Below are 15,200 nucleotides of genomic sequence, written 5' to 3' on the forward strand. Positions count from 1 at the left end.
CAGCGGTTCGGCGAGCGGACCCTGAGAAACAGGCCGGAATCGTGAACCGACCGCAATTATAGCCGATGATCCAGACAATATTGGAAGTTCGGTCCCGCCAGTCGGTACAATGCGTCTTTCCCTCATTGCTGCACACGATCATGGCTGTCATCTCCCTCACTTCCGCGCAACTGGCCTTCGGCCACGTCGCCCTGCTCGACCATGCCGATTTTTCCCTGGAGGCCGGCGAGCGCGTCGGTCTCATCGGCCGCAACGGCACCGGTAAATCCTCGCTGCTGAAGATCATTTCCGGGCGCTCGAAACTCGACGACGGCCTGCTGGTCATGCAGCAGGGCCTCAAGATCGCCTACGTCGAACAGGAGCCGGTGTTCGATCCGGCCATGACCGTGTTCGATGCCGTCGCCGGCGGCATGGGCGAGCAACAGGCGATGCTGGCCGAGTATGAATCGCTGACCGGACAGTTCGGCCAGGGCAACGACGACGCGCTCATGGAGCGCATGCACGAGTTGCAGCACAAGCTCGATGCAAGCGATGCCTGGAACATCGGCAACAAGGTCGAGACGACCCTGGACCGCCTCGGCCTGAAGGGCGATGCGCAGATGGGCACGCTGTCCGGCGGGATGCAGAAGCGGGTCGCGCTGGCGGTGGCGCTCGTATCTGCGCCGGACGTGCTGCTGCTGGACGAGCCGACCAACCACCTCGACTTCAGCTCGATCCAGTGGCTGGAGGGCCTGCTGCGCGAGTACCGCGGCTCGGTGCTGTTCATCACCCACGACCGCCGCTTCCTCGACAACGTCGCCACCCGCATCATCGAGCTCGACCGTGGCCGCCTGCTGTCCTTCCCGGGCAACTTCAGCAAGTACCAGGAGCGCAAGAAGGAATTGCTGGCGATCGAGGAAATCGAGAATGCCAAGTTCGACAAGGTGCTGGCCCAGGAAGAGGTGTGGATCCGCAAGGGCGTGCAGGCGCGCCGCACCCGCGACGAAGGCCGCGTGCGCCGCCTCGAAGCCCTGCGCCTGGAGCGCGCCGCGCGCCGCGACCAGCAGGGCCAGGTGCGGCTCGACGTCGGCTCCGGCGAACGCTCCGGCAAGATCGTGGCGGAGCTGGAAAACGTCTCCAAGTCCTACGGCGAGAAAGTGATCATCGAAGGCTTCTCCGGCATCGTGCTGCGTGGCGACAAGGTCGGCCTGATCGGTCCGAACGGCGCCGGCAAGACCACCTTGCTCAGGATTATCCTTGGCGAGGAAACGGCCGACAGCGGTACGGTCAAGCTCGGTACCAAGCTGAACGTGGCCTACTTCGACCAGATGCGCGCGCAGCTCAATGAGGAGGCGTCGCTGGCCGACACCATCTCGCCGGGCAGCGACTGGGTCGAGGTCAACGGCCAGCGCAAGCACGTGATGAGCTACCTGGGCGACTTCCTGTTCGCGCCGGAGCGTGCCCGCTCGCCGGTCAAGTCGCTGTCCGGCGGCGAGCGCAACCGCCTGCTGCTGGCCCGCCTGTTCGCCAAGCCGGCCAATTGCCTGGTGCTGGACGAGCCGACCAACGACCTCGACATCGACACCCTGGAGCTGCTGGAAGAGCTGCTGGCCGAGTACAGCGGCACGGTCTTCCTGGTCAGCCACGACCGTACCTTCCTCGACAACGTCGTCACCGAGGTAATCGTTTCCGAAGGGCAGGGGATGTGGCGCGAATACGTCGGTGGCTACAGCGACTGGGAGCGCGTGAAAACCGAGGCTGCCAAGGCGCCGGCTGCGGCCGCGAAGACCAGCCCGGTTAAAGCGAACGAAATGTCATCCAGCGCACAGAACGCGTCTGGCAAGAAGGTAAAGTTGAGCTACAAGGAACAGCGAGAGCTGGAGGAGCTCCCTCAGCTCATCGCCAGCCTTGAAGACGAGCAGTCGGCGATCACGGCCCAACTGAACGCGCCAGACTTTTACAAGACCAATCCCGCCGATGCGCGCAGAATCAACGGCCGTTTCGCGGAGATCGAGGACTTGCTGCTTGATGCCCTGGAACGCTGGGAGCGCCTCGAGGCGCGCGTCAGGGGGGAGTAGCATGGCTCGCTAGAGAGCGCAGGCCAAGTGCCTGCCGATGATGGAGAGACATGACTGAACATGACGAACGCATCGCTCCACCCGCCGCGGCGACACATCCGGCCGATGCACCCATGTTCAGCCGTGCGGCCTGGGTCCGCATCCTGCCGTTCGCGGCCTATCTGTTCTTCATCGTCGCCGGCGACGTCCTCGAACGCCTGGGCGTCGCCTCCTCCGCGCTGCTGTGGCTGTATCCCGCCAAGATCGCAGCCGTCGTGCTGCTGCTGGCGCTGTTCTGGCGCCACTATTCCGAACTCAGGCATTTCCGCCTTTCCACGCCCGCGGTCCTGACCGCGCTCGCCACCGGCGTCGTGGTGCTGGTGCTGTGGGTCAGCCTGGACGCCGGCTGGATGATCTTCGGCTCGCCTGCGGGTTTCGATCCGCGCAGCGAGGGCCGGATCGACTGGCTGCTGGTCGCCATCCGCATCCTCGGCGCGGCCCTGGTCGTGCCAGTGATGGAAGAATTGTTCTGGCGCTCCTTCCTGATGCGCTGGGTTGCTGCCCCCAATTTCGACTCGGTTGAGCCATCTCAACTCGGTCCCAAGAGCTTCATCATCACCGTCCTGCTGTTCGGCTTCGAGCATAACCTGTGGCTGGCCGGCATCGTCGCGGGCGCCGCCTACAGCCTGCTGTACATGCGTCACCGCAGCTTGTGGTCGCCGATCCTGGCGCACGCCGTCACCAACGGCCTGCTGGGGATCTGGGTCGTCCGTACCGGTAACTGGTCGTACTGGTAAATCCGTCCAGCGCGTTTAACCTTAAGAAGACAAACAATCATGTTGAATTCCCGCGTGCGTCCCCTTGCCCTGCTGATTTGCTCCGCCTTCGCTGCGATCCCGGCCGTGCCGGCCGGCGCCGGGCCCAACGATGCGCTGCATGTCTATGGCGGCGTGGCTTACGGTCACGACGACAACCTGCTGCGCGTTCCCGAGGACCAGCCCGCCTTTGACAACACGCGCGGCGATTCGTGGTGGACGCGTGAAGCTGGCTTGATCTTCGATAAGACCTACAGCCGGCAGCGCATCACGCTCGTCGCCAAGCTGTCGAAGACCAGCTTCGATCACTTCAAGCAGCTCGACTACGACGGCAAGGACTTGCAAGCGAACTGGAATTGGCAACTCGGAAATCACCTCGAAGGCAAGATCGGCACCTCGCTGGAGCAGGTGCTGGCCCCGTACACCGATTTCGCCAGCACGGAGCGCAACCTGCGCCGCACCCGAAGCAGCTACGCCGAAGGCGCCTGGCGCTTCCATTCGGCCTGGAGGGTGCGGGCCGGCTTCCAGCGCGACAAGTACAGCTACGAAGCCCTCAGCAACCGCTACAACAACCGGACCGAGGACGCTTCCGAACTCGAACTCGACTACCTGGCGCGCAGCGGCAGCACGGTCGGCCTGGTGGCGCGCCATGTGAAGGGCAAGTATCCTGTCCCGCGCCCGGTCGGTCCCTTCGCCTTCAACGACAACTTTACCCAGGACGAGTTGAAGGCGCGCGTGCGATGGCTGGCAACCGGTTCGACCACGCTGGATGCCCTGGTCGGCTACACACGCCGCAACCAGCCTTCCTTCGGCGAAGGCCGGACCAGCGGATTCGCCGGCAAGATCAACGCGACCTACCAGCCGCGCGGCAAGATGACCTACACGGCGGCGGTGTGGCGCGATTTCGCCCCGCTCGAAAGCACGGTGGTCAGCTATACCCAGAACACCGGCGCCAGCGTCGGCGCCCAGTGGGATGCGACCGCCAAGATCTCGGTTAACGCCGACGCCACCTATGAACGCCGCAACTACAACCCGCGCCGCGACTTTGCCGGCTCGGACAACCTCCGCGATGCGATCCGCACGACCAGCCTGCGCGCGACCTGGCATCCACGCCCCCTGCTGCAGGTGCAGGGCGGGGTGGCGCACCAGTCGCGCAGCGGCTCCGTGGTCCTCGGTACTGGCAGCTTCAAGTCGAACAGCGTGACGCTGACGGCCAACGCCCAGTTCTGAGGCAGTTCCAACAGGTTCCTATGACGGTCAATGACATACCACTGATCTCGTTTTTCCAGCGGGTGCTCGATCCCCTGATCATCATGGGAACGCTGTACCTGTCCGCGCTGCTGTTCCACGAACCGTTCTCGGGCTACATGCTGGTGCTGATGATCCTGGCCTTCTTCATTTCGTCGGCCGTGTACCAGCACATCGATCCCTACCGCACCTGGCGCAGCGGACGCATGTGGGCCTATGCGCGCGATACCGTGTTCGGCTGGGCCGTGACCCTGGCCGTGCTGTGGTTCCTCGGTTCGTCGAGCGGCCTGAAGTACTTCTACGACGCCCGCGTGCTGGCCACCTGGGCGATCGCGACGCCCGCGATCCTGCTGACCAGCCACATCGCCGCGCGCCTGGCGAATTCGCCGAACCGCAGCAAGGAGGTGCGCTCGGTGGTGGTGGTGGGCGCCAACGACGTCGGCCTGAAGTTCGCCGGCGTGGTCGAGAAGCATCCGAACCTCTTCATGGCGGTGCGCGGCTTTTTCGACGACCGCACCGACGACCGCATCCCGGCCGGCATGCATCACCCGATGCTGGGCAAGACCGGCGAGCTGGCGCAGTACGTGCGCGAGCACGGCATCAAGATGATTTTCATCAGCCAGCCGATTTCGGCCCAGCCGCGCATCCGCAAGCTGATCGACGAACTGCAGGACACCACGGCCTCGGTCTATTTCCTGCCCGACGTCTACATCTTCGACCTGATGCAGGCGCGCTTCGACAACGTCGGCGGCATGCCGGTGATCGCCATCTGCGAGACCCCTTTCATGGGCCTGAACAGCACCATCAAGCGCGCCTCCGACGTCGCGCTGGCCGCGCTGATCCTGCTGCTGCTGGCGCCGCTGATGCTGGTGGTCGCCATTGCCGTGAAGCTGAGTTCGCCGGGACCGGTGATCTTCCGCCAGCGCCGCTACGGCCTGTATGGCGAGGAGATCATCGTCTACAAGTTCCGCTCGATGAGCGTGATGGAAAACGGCGCGACCGTCACCCAGGCCCAGCGCAACGACGGCCGGATCACGAAGATCGGCGGCTTCCTGCGCCGCACCTCGCTGGATGAGTTGCCGCAATTTGTCAATGTCTTGCAGGGCCGCATGAGCATCGTCGGCCCGCGCCCGCACGCGGTCGCGCACAACGAGCAGTACCGCAAGGTGATCAAGGGCTACATGTTGCGCCACAAGGTCAAGCCGGGCATCACGGGTTGGGCCCAGGTCAACGGCCTGCGTGGTGAAACCGCCACGCTGGACAAGATGGAAGCGCGCATCCAGTACGACCTCGATTACCTGCGCAACTGGTCGCTGTGGCTGGATCTGTGGATCGTGCTCAGGACGGTGAAGGTCGTATTGACGCGAGAAAACGCATTTTAAGTGTGTTTTGTCGGAAATTAAGTCTACTTAAGGTTGACTTAAAGGGGTGGGTTCAATCGGATCGGCGCTTGCGGGCTCGATTGAGCTGCGTAGAATAATTGATGAGATTGCAATATTTAAGGGGCAGACCCATGTGGACTGCTACCTGAAAGGCAAGCAAGAACATGAAAAAAGCGCTGATCACAGGAGTGACCGGACAGGACGGCTCGTACCTCGCCGAACTGCTGCTCTCGAAGGGTTACGAGGTACACGGGATCAAGCGGCGCGCTTCGCTGTTCAATACCGGGCGCATCGACCACATCTACCAGGATCCCCACGTCGAAAACAAGAATTTCTTCCTGCACTACGGCGATCTGTCGGACACCTCGAACCTGAATCGCATCATGTGCGAAGTCAAGCCGGACGAGGTCTACAACCTGGGCGCCATGAGCCATGTGGCGGTGTCCTTCGAGTCGCCGGAATACACGGCCGACGTCGACGGCATCGGCACCCTGCGCCTGCTGGAAGCGATCCGCTTCCTGGGCCTGGAAAAGAAGACCCGCTTCTACCAGGCATCGACCTCCGAGCTTTACGGCCTGGTGCAGGAAACCCCGCAGCGCGAGACCACGCCTTTCTATCCGCGCAGCCCCTACGCGGTCGCCAAGCTGTATGCCTACTGGATCACGGTTAATTACCGCGAAGCCTATGGCATGTATGCCTGCAACGGCATCCTGTTCAACCACGAATCTCCGCGCCGCGGCGAGACCTTCGTCACCCGCAAGATCACGCGCGGCCTCGCCAACATCGCCCAGGGCCTGGAGCAGCAACTCTTTCTCGGCAACCTGGACGCCATGCGCGACTGGGGCCACGCGCGCGACTATGTCGAGATGCAATGGCTGATGCTGCAGCAGGACAAGCCCGAGGACTACGTGATCGCCACCGGCCGCCAGTACTCGGTGCGTACCTTCGTCGAGCTCGCCGCGCGCGAGCTGGGCATGGAAATCGCCTGGCAGGGCGAGGGCGTGAACGAGCGCGGCGTCGTCGCTTCCCTCAGCGGCGACAAGGCGCCGGGGGTGGTGATGGGGCAGCCGATCGTTGCGGTCGATCCCCAATATTTCCGTCCGACGGAGGTCGACACGCTGCTGGGCGATCCGGGCAAGGCGCGCGAACGCCTCGGCTGGGAACCGCGCACCCCTTTCGCGGCGATGGTGCAGGAAATGGTGGCGTCCGATCTGGACACGGCGCGCCGCCACAAACTGCTGGCATCGCATGGTTACAACGTTGCAATTTCAATGGAGTGAACGTTGAATACTCAGCCTCGCATCTACGTCGCCGGCCATAACGGCCTGGTCGGCTCGGCCATCGTGCGCGCCCTGCGCGCGCAAGGCCATACGAATATCATTACCCGCAGCCACCAGGAACTGGAGCTGACGGACCAGGAGCAGGTCCGCCAATTCTTCCGTAACGAAGCCATCGACCAGGTCTACCTGGCGGCCGCGAAGGTCGGCGGCATCCACGCCAACAATAGCTACCCGGCGGACTTCATCTACGACAACATGATGGTGCAGGCCAATGTCGTGCACGAAGCCAGGGTCAACGGGGTGCAAAAGCTGCTGTTCCTGGGCTCGTCCTGCATCTACCCGCGCATGGCGCCGCAGCCGATCAAGGAAGAGTACCTGATGAGCGGCACGCTGGAGCCGACCAACGAACCCTACGCCATGGCCAAGATTGCCGGAATCAAGCTGTGCGAGAGCTACAACCGCCAGTACGGCACCGACTACCGCAGCGTGATGCCGACCAATCTCTACGGTCCGGGCGACAACTACCACCCGGAAAACAGCCACGTGATCCCGGCCCTGATGCGGCGCTTCCACGAAGCCAAGCTGGCGAATGCGCCGGAAGTCGTGATCTGGGGCAGCGGCAAGCCGATGCGCGAATTCCTCTATGTCGACGACATGGCGGCCGCCTGCGTCCATGTGATGAACCTCGACCACGACACCTATGCGAAGCTCACCGATCCGATGCATTCGCACATCAACGTCGGCACCGGCGAGGACGTCACCATCGCCGAGCTGGCGCGGCTGGTGGGCGAGGTGGTCGGCTACAAGGGACGCATCGGCTTCGATACCAGCAAGCCGGACGGCACGCCGCGCAAGCTGCTGGACGTCTCGAAGCTCAGGCAGCTCGGCTGGCAGGCCACGACCCCGCTGCCGGAGGGCCTGCGCCGCGCCTATGCCGCTTTCGTCGAGCTGATGGAAGCGCAGGAGAACCGGGCCGCGGCCTGACACGTGAAGCGTACGCAAGGCGAAGGTTGAGTGTTAGCCGACGAACAGAGCCCCAAGCGTGCGGCACCCAGAATGCATCAGTAGCAGACTGAAATGTGAGACATCTTCGTCATAAAAAGAGTTCCCACCAACCCAAGGAAACTAAAGTGAACACACACCACCTGGCGGCCATGAAAACGAGCCATGCCCCCTCCACTCCGAAACGCGTGCTGTGCGCCGCGCTGATCCTCGTTGCGGCAACCTTGAGCGCGTGCGGCGACAAGGCCAAGGAAAAGAAACCGGGACAAGCGCTGGCCAGCGTCAACGGCGAAGAAGTCACGGTGCTGCAGCTGAACGAGGAGCTGCAGCGGGCAGGCGTCTCGGCGGCCCAGCAGGACACCGCCAGCAAGCAATTGCTTCAGGTCCTGATCGACCGCCAGTTGCTGGAGGAGGCAGCGGCCAAGGAAAACCTGGACCGCGATCCCAAGGTCATGCAGGCGATCGACCGCGCCAAGTCGCTGATCATCGCCCAGGCCTATCTGCAGAAGCGGGTCGGCAACGTGACCAAGCCGACGCCGAAAGAGGTCGAGGATTACTTCAATGCCCATCCGGAATTCTTCTCCAACCGCAAGCAGTTCAGCATGAGCGAAATCGTGATCGGTGCCAACGACCTGACGCCGGAAGTACGGGCCGCCGCCGACAGCGCCAAGTCGCTGGAGGAAGTCGCGGTCTGGCTGGATGCCCACAAGCTCAAGTATGGACGCACCCAGGTCACCCGCAGCACCGCCGACGTGCCGCCTGAGCTGTCGTCGAAACTGCTCGGCATGCCGAAGGGGCAGCTGTTCGTGGTCAAGGAAGGTTCACGTGCGATGTTCATTTCGGTGACCGAAGTCAAGGACGCACCGGTCACGCTGGCGGTTGCCTCGCCGCAGATCGAGCAGTTCCTGGTCAACAAGAAAAACAAGGAGCTGGCTACGGCCGAGTTGCAGCGCCTGCGTGCCGACGCCAAGATCGAGTACCTGAACAAATCGCTGATGCCCGACCCGAAATCGGCGCCGACGCTGCCGGCTGGCGGTGCGCCGACCAGCGCGGTGGCGAGGACCAACGGGGTGCCGGTTGCCGACCAGCAGGGCGGCGTACCGGCCAACGGTGCCGCCGCGACACCGGCGCCGGCATCGGAAAACAATGCCGACAAGGCAGCGCTCGACCGCGGCGTCGCCGGACTGAAGTGACACGTTCAACATTGATCAAAAAGAGGGAACAAAATGAAACGACTCGTACACTGGATGATCGCAGCAACCCTGGCATTGGCCGCCGGTTTTACCAGCGCCGCCGAAGTGGTGCTGGGCCCGGGCGATGTGGTCAAGGCAACGGTCTACGGCAGCCCGGACCTGGCCACCGAGACCCGCGTCTCCGAAGCCGGCAGCATGACCTTCCCGCTGCTGGGTGAGGTGCAGGTCGGCGGCCTGACCACGCAGCAGGCCGAGAAGAAGATCGGCGGCCTGCTGGAGAAGGGCGGCTACCTGAAGAAGGCCCAGGTCAACCTGTTGATCACCACCCTGGCCAGCCAGCAGGTGTCGGTGCTGGGCCAGGTCAACCGCCCGGGACGCTATCCGATCGAGGGCAAGCGCAAGGTGCTCGATTTGCTGGCGATCGCCGGCGGCATCAGTCAGGATGGAGGCGACATGGTCAGCCTGGTACGCAACCGTAACGGCAAGACCACCCGCGAAACCATCGACATCGTCGACATGGTGCGCAAGGGTGAACTGGACCGCGACTACGAAGTGGCCGGCGGCGACATCATCTTCGTCGAACGCGCACCGCGCGCCTACATCTCCGGCGAAGTGAACCGTCCGGGTCCGTTCCGCATCGAGCGCGCGATGACCGTGCAGCAGGCCGTCTCGGCCGGCGGCGGCCTGACCCAGCGCGGCACCCAGCGCGGCCTGCGCGTGACCCGCAAGGATGCGAGCGGCGTGGCGCATACGATCGACGTGAAGAACGACGACCTGGTGCAGACCGACGACGTCATCACGGTGCGCGAATCGTGGTTCTGATTTTTGTGTAAGGCAGTCCCGGTTTCCTGTTCCACCCCGTTTTGAAAAAGGTTCATCATGAACGTCCATCAATTCCTGCTGATCTTGCTTGCACGGAAGAAGATCATCCTGACGACCCTGCTGGTCACGGTCGCGCTGGCCCTCGGGTTCAGCCTGATCCAATCCAAGACGTACAAGGCGACAGCATCCGTTCTGTTGAACTACAAGGGGGTGGATCCGCTGACCGGACTGACCATGCCGGGTCAGCTGCTGCCGGGCTATATGGCCACCCAGATCGACATCATCAGCAGCAAGAACGTGGCGCTGCGGGTGGTCGATGCGCTGCACCTGGCCAGCAGCCCGGCCGTGATCCAGCAGTTCAACGAAGCCACCGAAGGCCGTGGCTCGGTGCGCGACTGGCTGGCCGACCTGCTGCTGAAGAAGCTCGAGATCGTGCCCTCGCGCGAATCCTCGGTGGTCGAGATCAGTTTCAAGGGCGCCGACCCGGCCTTCGCGGCGGCGGTCGCCAACGCCTTCGCCGACGAGTACCAGAAGATCACCGTCCAGCTCAAGACCGAGCCGGCCAAGAAAGCCTCGTCGTACTTCAATGAACAGACCAAGCAGCTGCGCGACAACCTCGAAGCCGCCCAGGCCCGCCTCTCCAAATACCAGCAGGAGAAGGGCATCGTCAGCCTCGACAACAACCGCGTCGACGTCGAACTGTCGCGCCTGAACGACCTGTCCGGCCAGCTGGTCCAGGCACAGACCGCCGCGATGGAAGGCAACTCGCGCCAGGCCGCCGCCGGTTCGGCCCTGACCTCGCCGGACGTCGCCAACAATGCCCTGATCCAGCAGATGCGCGCCAACCTGGCAACCGCCGAAGGCAAGTTCGCCGACACCTCCCAGCGCTACGGCAAGAACCATCCGCAGTACCAGGCCGCCAAGGCCGAGCTGGACAAGGTGCGCGGCGAGCTGAACGCCGCCCTCGGCACCGTCTCCCGCAGCGTCGGCGCGAATGCCCAGGTGCTGCGTGCCCGCGAATCCGAGCTGCGCGAAGCCGTCGCCCAGCAGAAGGCCAAGGTGCTGGAACTGAACCGCGCCCGCGACGAACTCGGCGTGCTGCTGAAGGATCTCGACAGCGCCCAGCGCGCCTTCGACGCCGCTTCGCAGCGCTTCTCGCAGACCCGTATCGAAGCCCAGTCCGAGCAGTCCGACATCTCGCTGCTGAACCCGGCCGTGGCGCCGACCGAGCCGTCCGGCCCGCGCGTGCTGCTGAACACCCTGATCGGCATCCTGGCCGGCACCGTGCTGGGCGTCGGCCTGGCCCTGCTGCTGGAACTGCTGAACCGCCCGGTGCGCTCGCCCAGCGACGTCAAGGACATGCTGGGCATCCCGGTGCTCGGCACCATCGAATGGAAACCGGCGCGCGGCCGTCTCGGCGGTATCCGCTCCCTGGCACCGCGCCGCCTGCTGCGCCTGAACTGATCGAGGACAGACCATGAATTCTCCGATGCTATCCGCCGTCCACGCCGACCACGCCGCCGAAATGAGCATGGGCGCCCTCCTGCTCGATTCGGGCAAGCTCAATCCGGAAGACGCCGAACGCGTGCTGCGCATGCAGAAGGAAACCGGCATCCGCTTCGGCGAAGCGGCCGTGCGCCTGGGCCTGGTGAGCGAGGACGACATCCAGCAGGTGCTGGCGCGCCAGTTCTCCTATCCCTATCTGCAGAAAGGGCAGGCCGGGCTGTCGCCCAAGCTGATCGCCGCTTATGAACCGTTCTCGCCGCAGGTCGAGTCGCTGCGCGCGATCCGCAGCCAGCTGATGCTGCGCTGGTTCGCACGCGGACGGCGCGCCCTGGCCATCGTCGGCGTCGACCAGGACGACGGCGCCGCGCTATTCGCGGCCAACCTGGCGATCGTGTTCTCCCAGCTCGGCGAGCAAACCCTGCTGGTGGACGCCAACCTGCGCGCCCCGCGCCAGCAGGATGCGTTCGCGATCAAGCCGCGCGCCGGCCTGTCCGACCTGCTGGCCGGACGCGCCGACCTCGACGTCATCGCACGGGTGCCGGCCTTCGTCGACCTGTCGGTGATGCCGGCCGGGACGCTGCCGCCGAACCCCCAGGAACTGCTGGCGCGCGAGGGCTTCCGCAACCTCAACACCATGCTCGAGAGCCGCTACGACGTGGTGCTGTACGACGTGCCGCCCTTCCATGTCGGGGTCGACGCGATCGCGGTCGCCAGCCGTGCCGGCGGCGCGCTGCTGGTCACGCGCAAGAACTACACCCGTATTTCGCACATCGGCCGCACCGCCGAACACCTGGTCGACGCCGGCTGCGAGATCCTCGGTTCGGTGGTGATGGAGTTCTGAAATGAACACGCTGGCCATTCGCTCGATGCGCTCTTTCCGTGCCGCGCTGCCCGAATGGTGGCCGGTACTGCTCGGCCTGGCCGTGCTGTTCGTCCCGACTTTCTACGACCTGTTCACCGGGGCCTGGGTCGGCGAAGAGCAGGGCCATGGCCCGATCATCTTCGGCCTGGCCTTGTGGCTGATCTACCGCAAGTGGCCGGAGATGCTGGAAGCGACCACGCCGCCGCGCGCCAGCTGGACCGGCTGGCCCATCCTGGCGATCGGCCTGCTGACCCACATGCTGGGGCGCTCGCAGAAGATCCTGATGCTCGAAGTGCTGTCGATCATCCTGGTGATGATGTCGGTGCTCTTGATCAAGCGCGGCGGGCGCTCCATGCGCGTGCTGTGGTTCCCGTTCTTCTTCATGATCTTCATGGTGCCGCTGCCCAGCGAATTCGTGGCGGCGGTGACGATGCCGATGAAGATGGCGGTCTCCTGGGGCACCGAGCACATCCTGTTCGCCTTCGGTTACCCGATCAGCCGCTCCGGCGTGATCCTGCAGATCGGCCAGTACCAGTTGCTGGTGGCCGATGCCTGCGCCGGCCTGCAGACCCTGCTCACGCTGGAGGCGCTGGGCCTGTTCTACCTGAACCTGATGCGCCACCCCTCGGCCTTCCGCAACGTCGGCCTGGCCCTGTTCATCATCCCGATCTCGTTCTCGGCCAACGTGATCCGCGTGATCGTGCTGACCCTGATCACCTATTACTACGGCGACGCGGCGGGGCAGGGCTTCCTGCACGGCTTTGCCGGCATGGTGCTGTTCGTGACCGCGCTGGTGCTGATCCTGTCGATCGACTCGGCCCTGCAGTGGACCATCCGCCGCAGGGAGGCGAAGAACGCGCCGCTGCGCACCAGGGAGGCCGCATGAACCGCAAATTTGCCGCCAGCGTGATCCTGGGCGTGGCGATGGCCGGCACCTCGGCCCTGACCGGCGCCCTGACGCCGACCCAGAAGGTGGCCGACGCCCGCGCCAACTTCAATCTCGACACGATGATCCCGAAGAGCTTCGCCGGTTGGACCATCGACAACAGCGTGGTGCCGCTGACACCCGATCCGAACCAGAAGGAACTGATCGCCGCGCTCTACGACCAGACCCTGTCGCGCACCTATATCAACGCCCAGGGACAGCGCGTGATGCTGTCGATTGCCTACGGCGGCGACCAGAGCAAGCAGCTGCAATTGCACCTGCCCGAGGTTTGCTACGTGGCGCAGGGCTTCGACATGCTCAAGGACCGCCGCGACGAGCTGGCGACCGGCTTCGGCAAGTTGCCGGTCAAGCGCCTGGTGGCGCGCCAGAACGCGCGCAACGAGCCGATCACCTACTGGGTCACGATCGGCGACAAGGCCGTGATGTCGGGCCTCGACCAGAAGCTGCAGCGCTTCATGTACGGCCTGTCGGGCCGCATCCCGGACGGCATGCTGGTGCGCGTCTCGACCATCGAGGCCGACGAGGGCAACGCCTACAAGGTCCAGGACCGCTTCGTCAACCAGATGCTCGGTGCGCTCGACCCGCAGGCGCGCAGCCGCCTGCTGGGCGCGGCCACCAACCACGGATAGCGGTCTTCGATGCAGAACTTCATCCTCTACGTCTACACCTCTCTGCCTTTCATCATCGTCGCACTGCTGTGCCTGCTGGCGGTGGTCGGTGCCGGCATCGGGATGGTGCGGCCGCGCTGGCTGGCGTATGCCTACATGCTGGTGTTCTTCTGCATGAACTCGACCACCTACGGCTCGCTGTCGACCGCGGGCTCGCCCGGCATCTACACCCGCGGTTCCGGCGTGCTGCTGTTCCCGCTGCTGTTCTGGATGATGTTCGCGTTCTGGTGCTGCGCCCGCGTGTCGGCCAACTTCCAGCGTTTTCCGACCCCGCCGTGCAACCTGCGGCCCTGGTTCCTCGCCTGGTTCCTGCTGCTCTGCGGCCACGTCGCGGTGGGCCTGTTCATGGACGTCAAGCTGCAGGACATCCTGACGGTGGCCGGCTTCTCCAACATCATCTGGATGGCGCCGCTGGTCTCGCTGCTGCTGCTGTCCTTCCGTACCCGCGACGATGTGGTGGAACTGTCGCGCTTCATCATGCTGGCGGGCCTGGGCCGTGCGCTGTTCGGCCTGGTGCGCTGGGCGATCTTCAAGGGCGACCCGAACAACGTCTATGCCAACATGAACGGCCTGAAGATCAAGCTGACCTTCTTCGACATCAACGACAGCCTGCTGTGCACGATCGCGTTTGCGATCGCCGCCGTCAACCTGTTCCAGATCGTGAAAACCAGGCGCGGCAGTTTCTGGCACCTGGTCGAATGGGCCACCCTGTGCGTGACCGCCATGTGCGTGGTGCTGTCCTACCGCCGCACCGCCTGGATCGGCTTCGTGCTGGCCGGCCTGATCGTCATGATGCGCTTCCCGATGCAGCGCCGCCTCCAGCTGATGGTGCTGGGCACGCCGGTGGTGGGAGTGGGATTGCTGTACGCCGCGTTCAAGCGTCTCGGCCAGACCAAGGGCGCGCATGGCCTGTCCAGCCTGTTCTTCGACATGCAGTCGAAGCGTTTCGGCAGCGAGAGCGAACGGGTGCTGGAGCTGAAGTTCGCGATGGGCGACTTCCTGTCGCATCCGCTCACCGGCATCGGCACCTGGGGCCGCTACACGGGCTACCAGCACATTTCGTGGCAGGCCAATCCGGACGGCGGCCTGTTCCTGCACAGCGGCGTGCTGCACATCGCCCTGAAAGCCGGCCTGCCCGGGCTGGTCCTGCTGGGCGGCACCATCTTCGCCTTCGCCGCCTTCGCGCGCCGCGCGCTGCGGACCGTGTCGCCGGAGGTGCTCGGGGTGGCGACCGCCGGCGCCGCCGGGCTGGCCTTCATGCTGCCCGACCTGCTGGTCGGCACGCCGTTCCCGCAGGTGCGCACGACCCAGATGCTGGCGATCTGCCTGGCCCTGCCTTATGTGGCGATGGCCGTGTGCCGCGAAGCTGCCGTCCAGCCGGTAAGGGAGACGAACAAGCGCGGCCACGTCAACCTGGTGCCGGCGCAAGCCCGGCTGTGA

Annotated in this window: 13 protein-coding genes; all 13 read left to right on the forward strand. The window is 64.5% G+C overall.

Features of this window, described 5'->3' with window-relative positions:
* Nucleotides 1–140: 140 nt before the first annotated feature.
* The 13 genes from AB4Z32_RS23690 (at nt 141) to AB4Z32_RS23750 (ending at nt 15,200) form a co-directional block, all read left to right on the forward strand.
* Complete coding sequence (locus tag AB4Z32_RS23690; RefSeq protein WP_442124325.1) at nt 141–2,057, forward strand: ATP-binding cassette domain-containing protein; 1,917 nt, start codon at nt 141–143, stop codon at nt 2,055–2,057.
* A gap of 50 nt (nt 2,058–2,107) precedes the next feature.
* Nucleotides 2,108–2,833, forward strand: a complete 726-nt coding sequence (locus AB4Z32_RS23695; RefSeq protein ID WP_442124326.1) for a CAAX prenyl protease-related protein — start codon at nt 2,108–2,110, stop codon at nt 2,831–2,833.
* Nucleotides 2,834–2,872: 39 nt separating this feature from the next.
* Nucleotides 2,873–4,081 (forward strand): XrtB/PEP-CTERM-associated polysaccharide biosynthesis outer membrane protein EpsL, encoded by a 1,209-nt coding sequence (gene epsL / locus AB4Z32_RS23700; RefSeq protein ID WP_442124327.1) that lies wholly within the window; start codon nt 2,873–2,875, stop codon nt 4,079–4,081.
* Between the two features lie 20 nt (nt 4,082–4,101).
* Nucleotides 4,102–5,481, forward strand: coding sequence for an undecaprenyl-phosphate glucose phosphotransferase (locus tag AB4Z32_RS23705; RefSeq protein WP_442124328.1), 1,380 nt, complete (start codon nt 4,102–4,104; stop codon nt 5,479–5,481).
* Between the two features lie 164 nt (nt 5,482–5,645).
* Complete coding sequence (gene gmd / locus AB4Z32_RS23710) at nt 5,646–6,761, forward strand: GDP-mannose 4,6-dehydratase (RefSeq protein ID WP_442124329.1); 1,116 nt, start codon at nt 5,646–5,648, stop codon at nt 6,759–6,761.
* 3 nt (nt 6,762–6,764) lie between these two features.
* Nucleotides 6,765–7,745, forward strand: a complete 981-nt coding sequence (gene fcl / locus AB4Z32_RS23715) for a GDP-L-fucose synthase (RefSeq protein ID WP_442124330.1) — start codon at nt 6,765–6,767, stop codon at nt 7,743–7,745.
* Nucleotides 7,746–7,891: 146 nt separating this feature from the next.
* Complete coding sequence (locus AB4Z32_RS23720) at nt 7,892–8,956, forward strand: EpsD family peptidyl-prolyl cis-trans isomerase (RefSeq protein ID WP_442124331.1); 1,065 nt, start codon at nt 7,892–7,894, stop codon at nt 8,954–8,956.
* A 33-nt stretch (nt 8,957–8,989) separates the two neighbouring features.
* Entirely contained in the window at nt 8,990–9,778 is a 789-nt protein-coding gene (gene epsE / locus AB4Z32_RS23725; RefSeq protein WP_442124332.1) for a polysaccharide export protein EpsE, read from the forward strand.
* Nucleotides 9,779–9,835: 57 nt separating this feature from the next.
* Nucleotides 9,836–11,242, forward strand: coding sequence for a chain length determinant protein EpsF (gene epsF / locus AB4Z32_RS23730; RefSeq protein ID WP_442124333.1), 1,407 nt, complete (start codon nt 9,836–9,838; stop codon nt 11,240–11,242).
* A 13-nt stretch (nt 11,243–11,255) separates the two neighbouring features.
* The gene (epsG, locus tag AB4Z32_RS23735) at nt 11,256–12,125 is read left to right on the forward strand and encodes a chain length determinant protein tyrosine kinase EpsG (protein ID WP_442124334.1); all 870 of its coding nucleotides are present in this window, start codon (nt 11,256–11,258) and stop codon (nt 12,123–12,125) included.
* 1 nt (nt 12,126) lies between these two features.
* Entirely contained in the window at nt 12,127–13,032 is a 906-nt protein-coding gene (xrtB, locus tag AB4Z32_RS23740; protein WP_442124335.1) for an exosortase B, read from the forward strand.
* Nucleotides 13,029–13,721: an exosortase-associated protein EpsI, B-type gene (epsI, locus tag AB4Z32_RS23745; RefSeq protein WP_442124336.1), complete on the forward strand. Its 693-nt coding sequence runs from the start codon at nt 13,029–13,031 to the stop codon at nt 13,719–13,721. The genes xrtB and epsI overlap by 4 nt, the downstream gene beginning before the upstream one ends.
* A 9-nt stretch (nt 13,722–13,730) precedes the next feature.
* Nucleotides 13,731–15,200 (forward strand): O-antigen ligase family protein, encoded by a 1,470-nt coding sequence (locus AB4Z32_RS23750; protein WP_442124337.1) that lies wholly within the window; start codon nt 13,731–13,733, stop codon nt 15,198–15,200.

Origin of the sequence: Massilia sp. 2TAF26, assembly GCF_052115005.1 — a bacterium.
Lineage (GTDB): Bacteria > Pseudomonadota > Gammaproteobacteria > Burkholderiales > Burkholderiaceae_D > Telluria.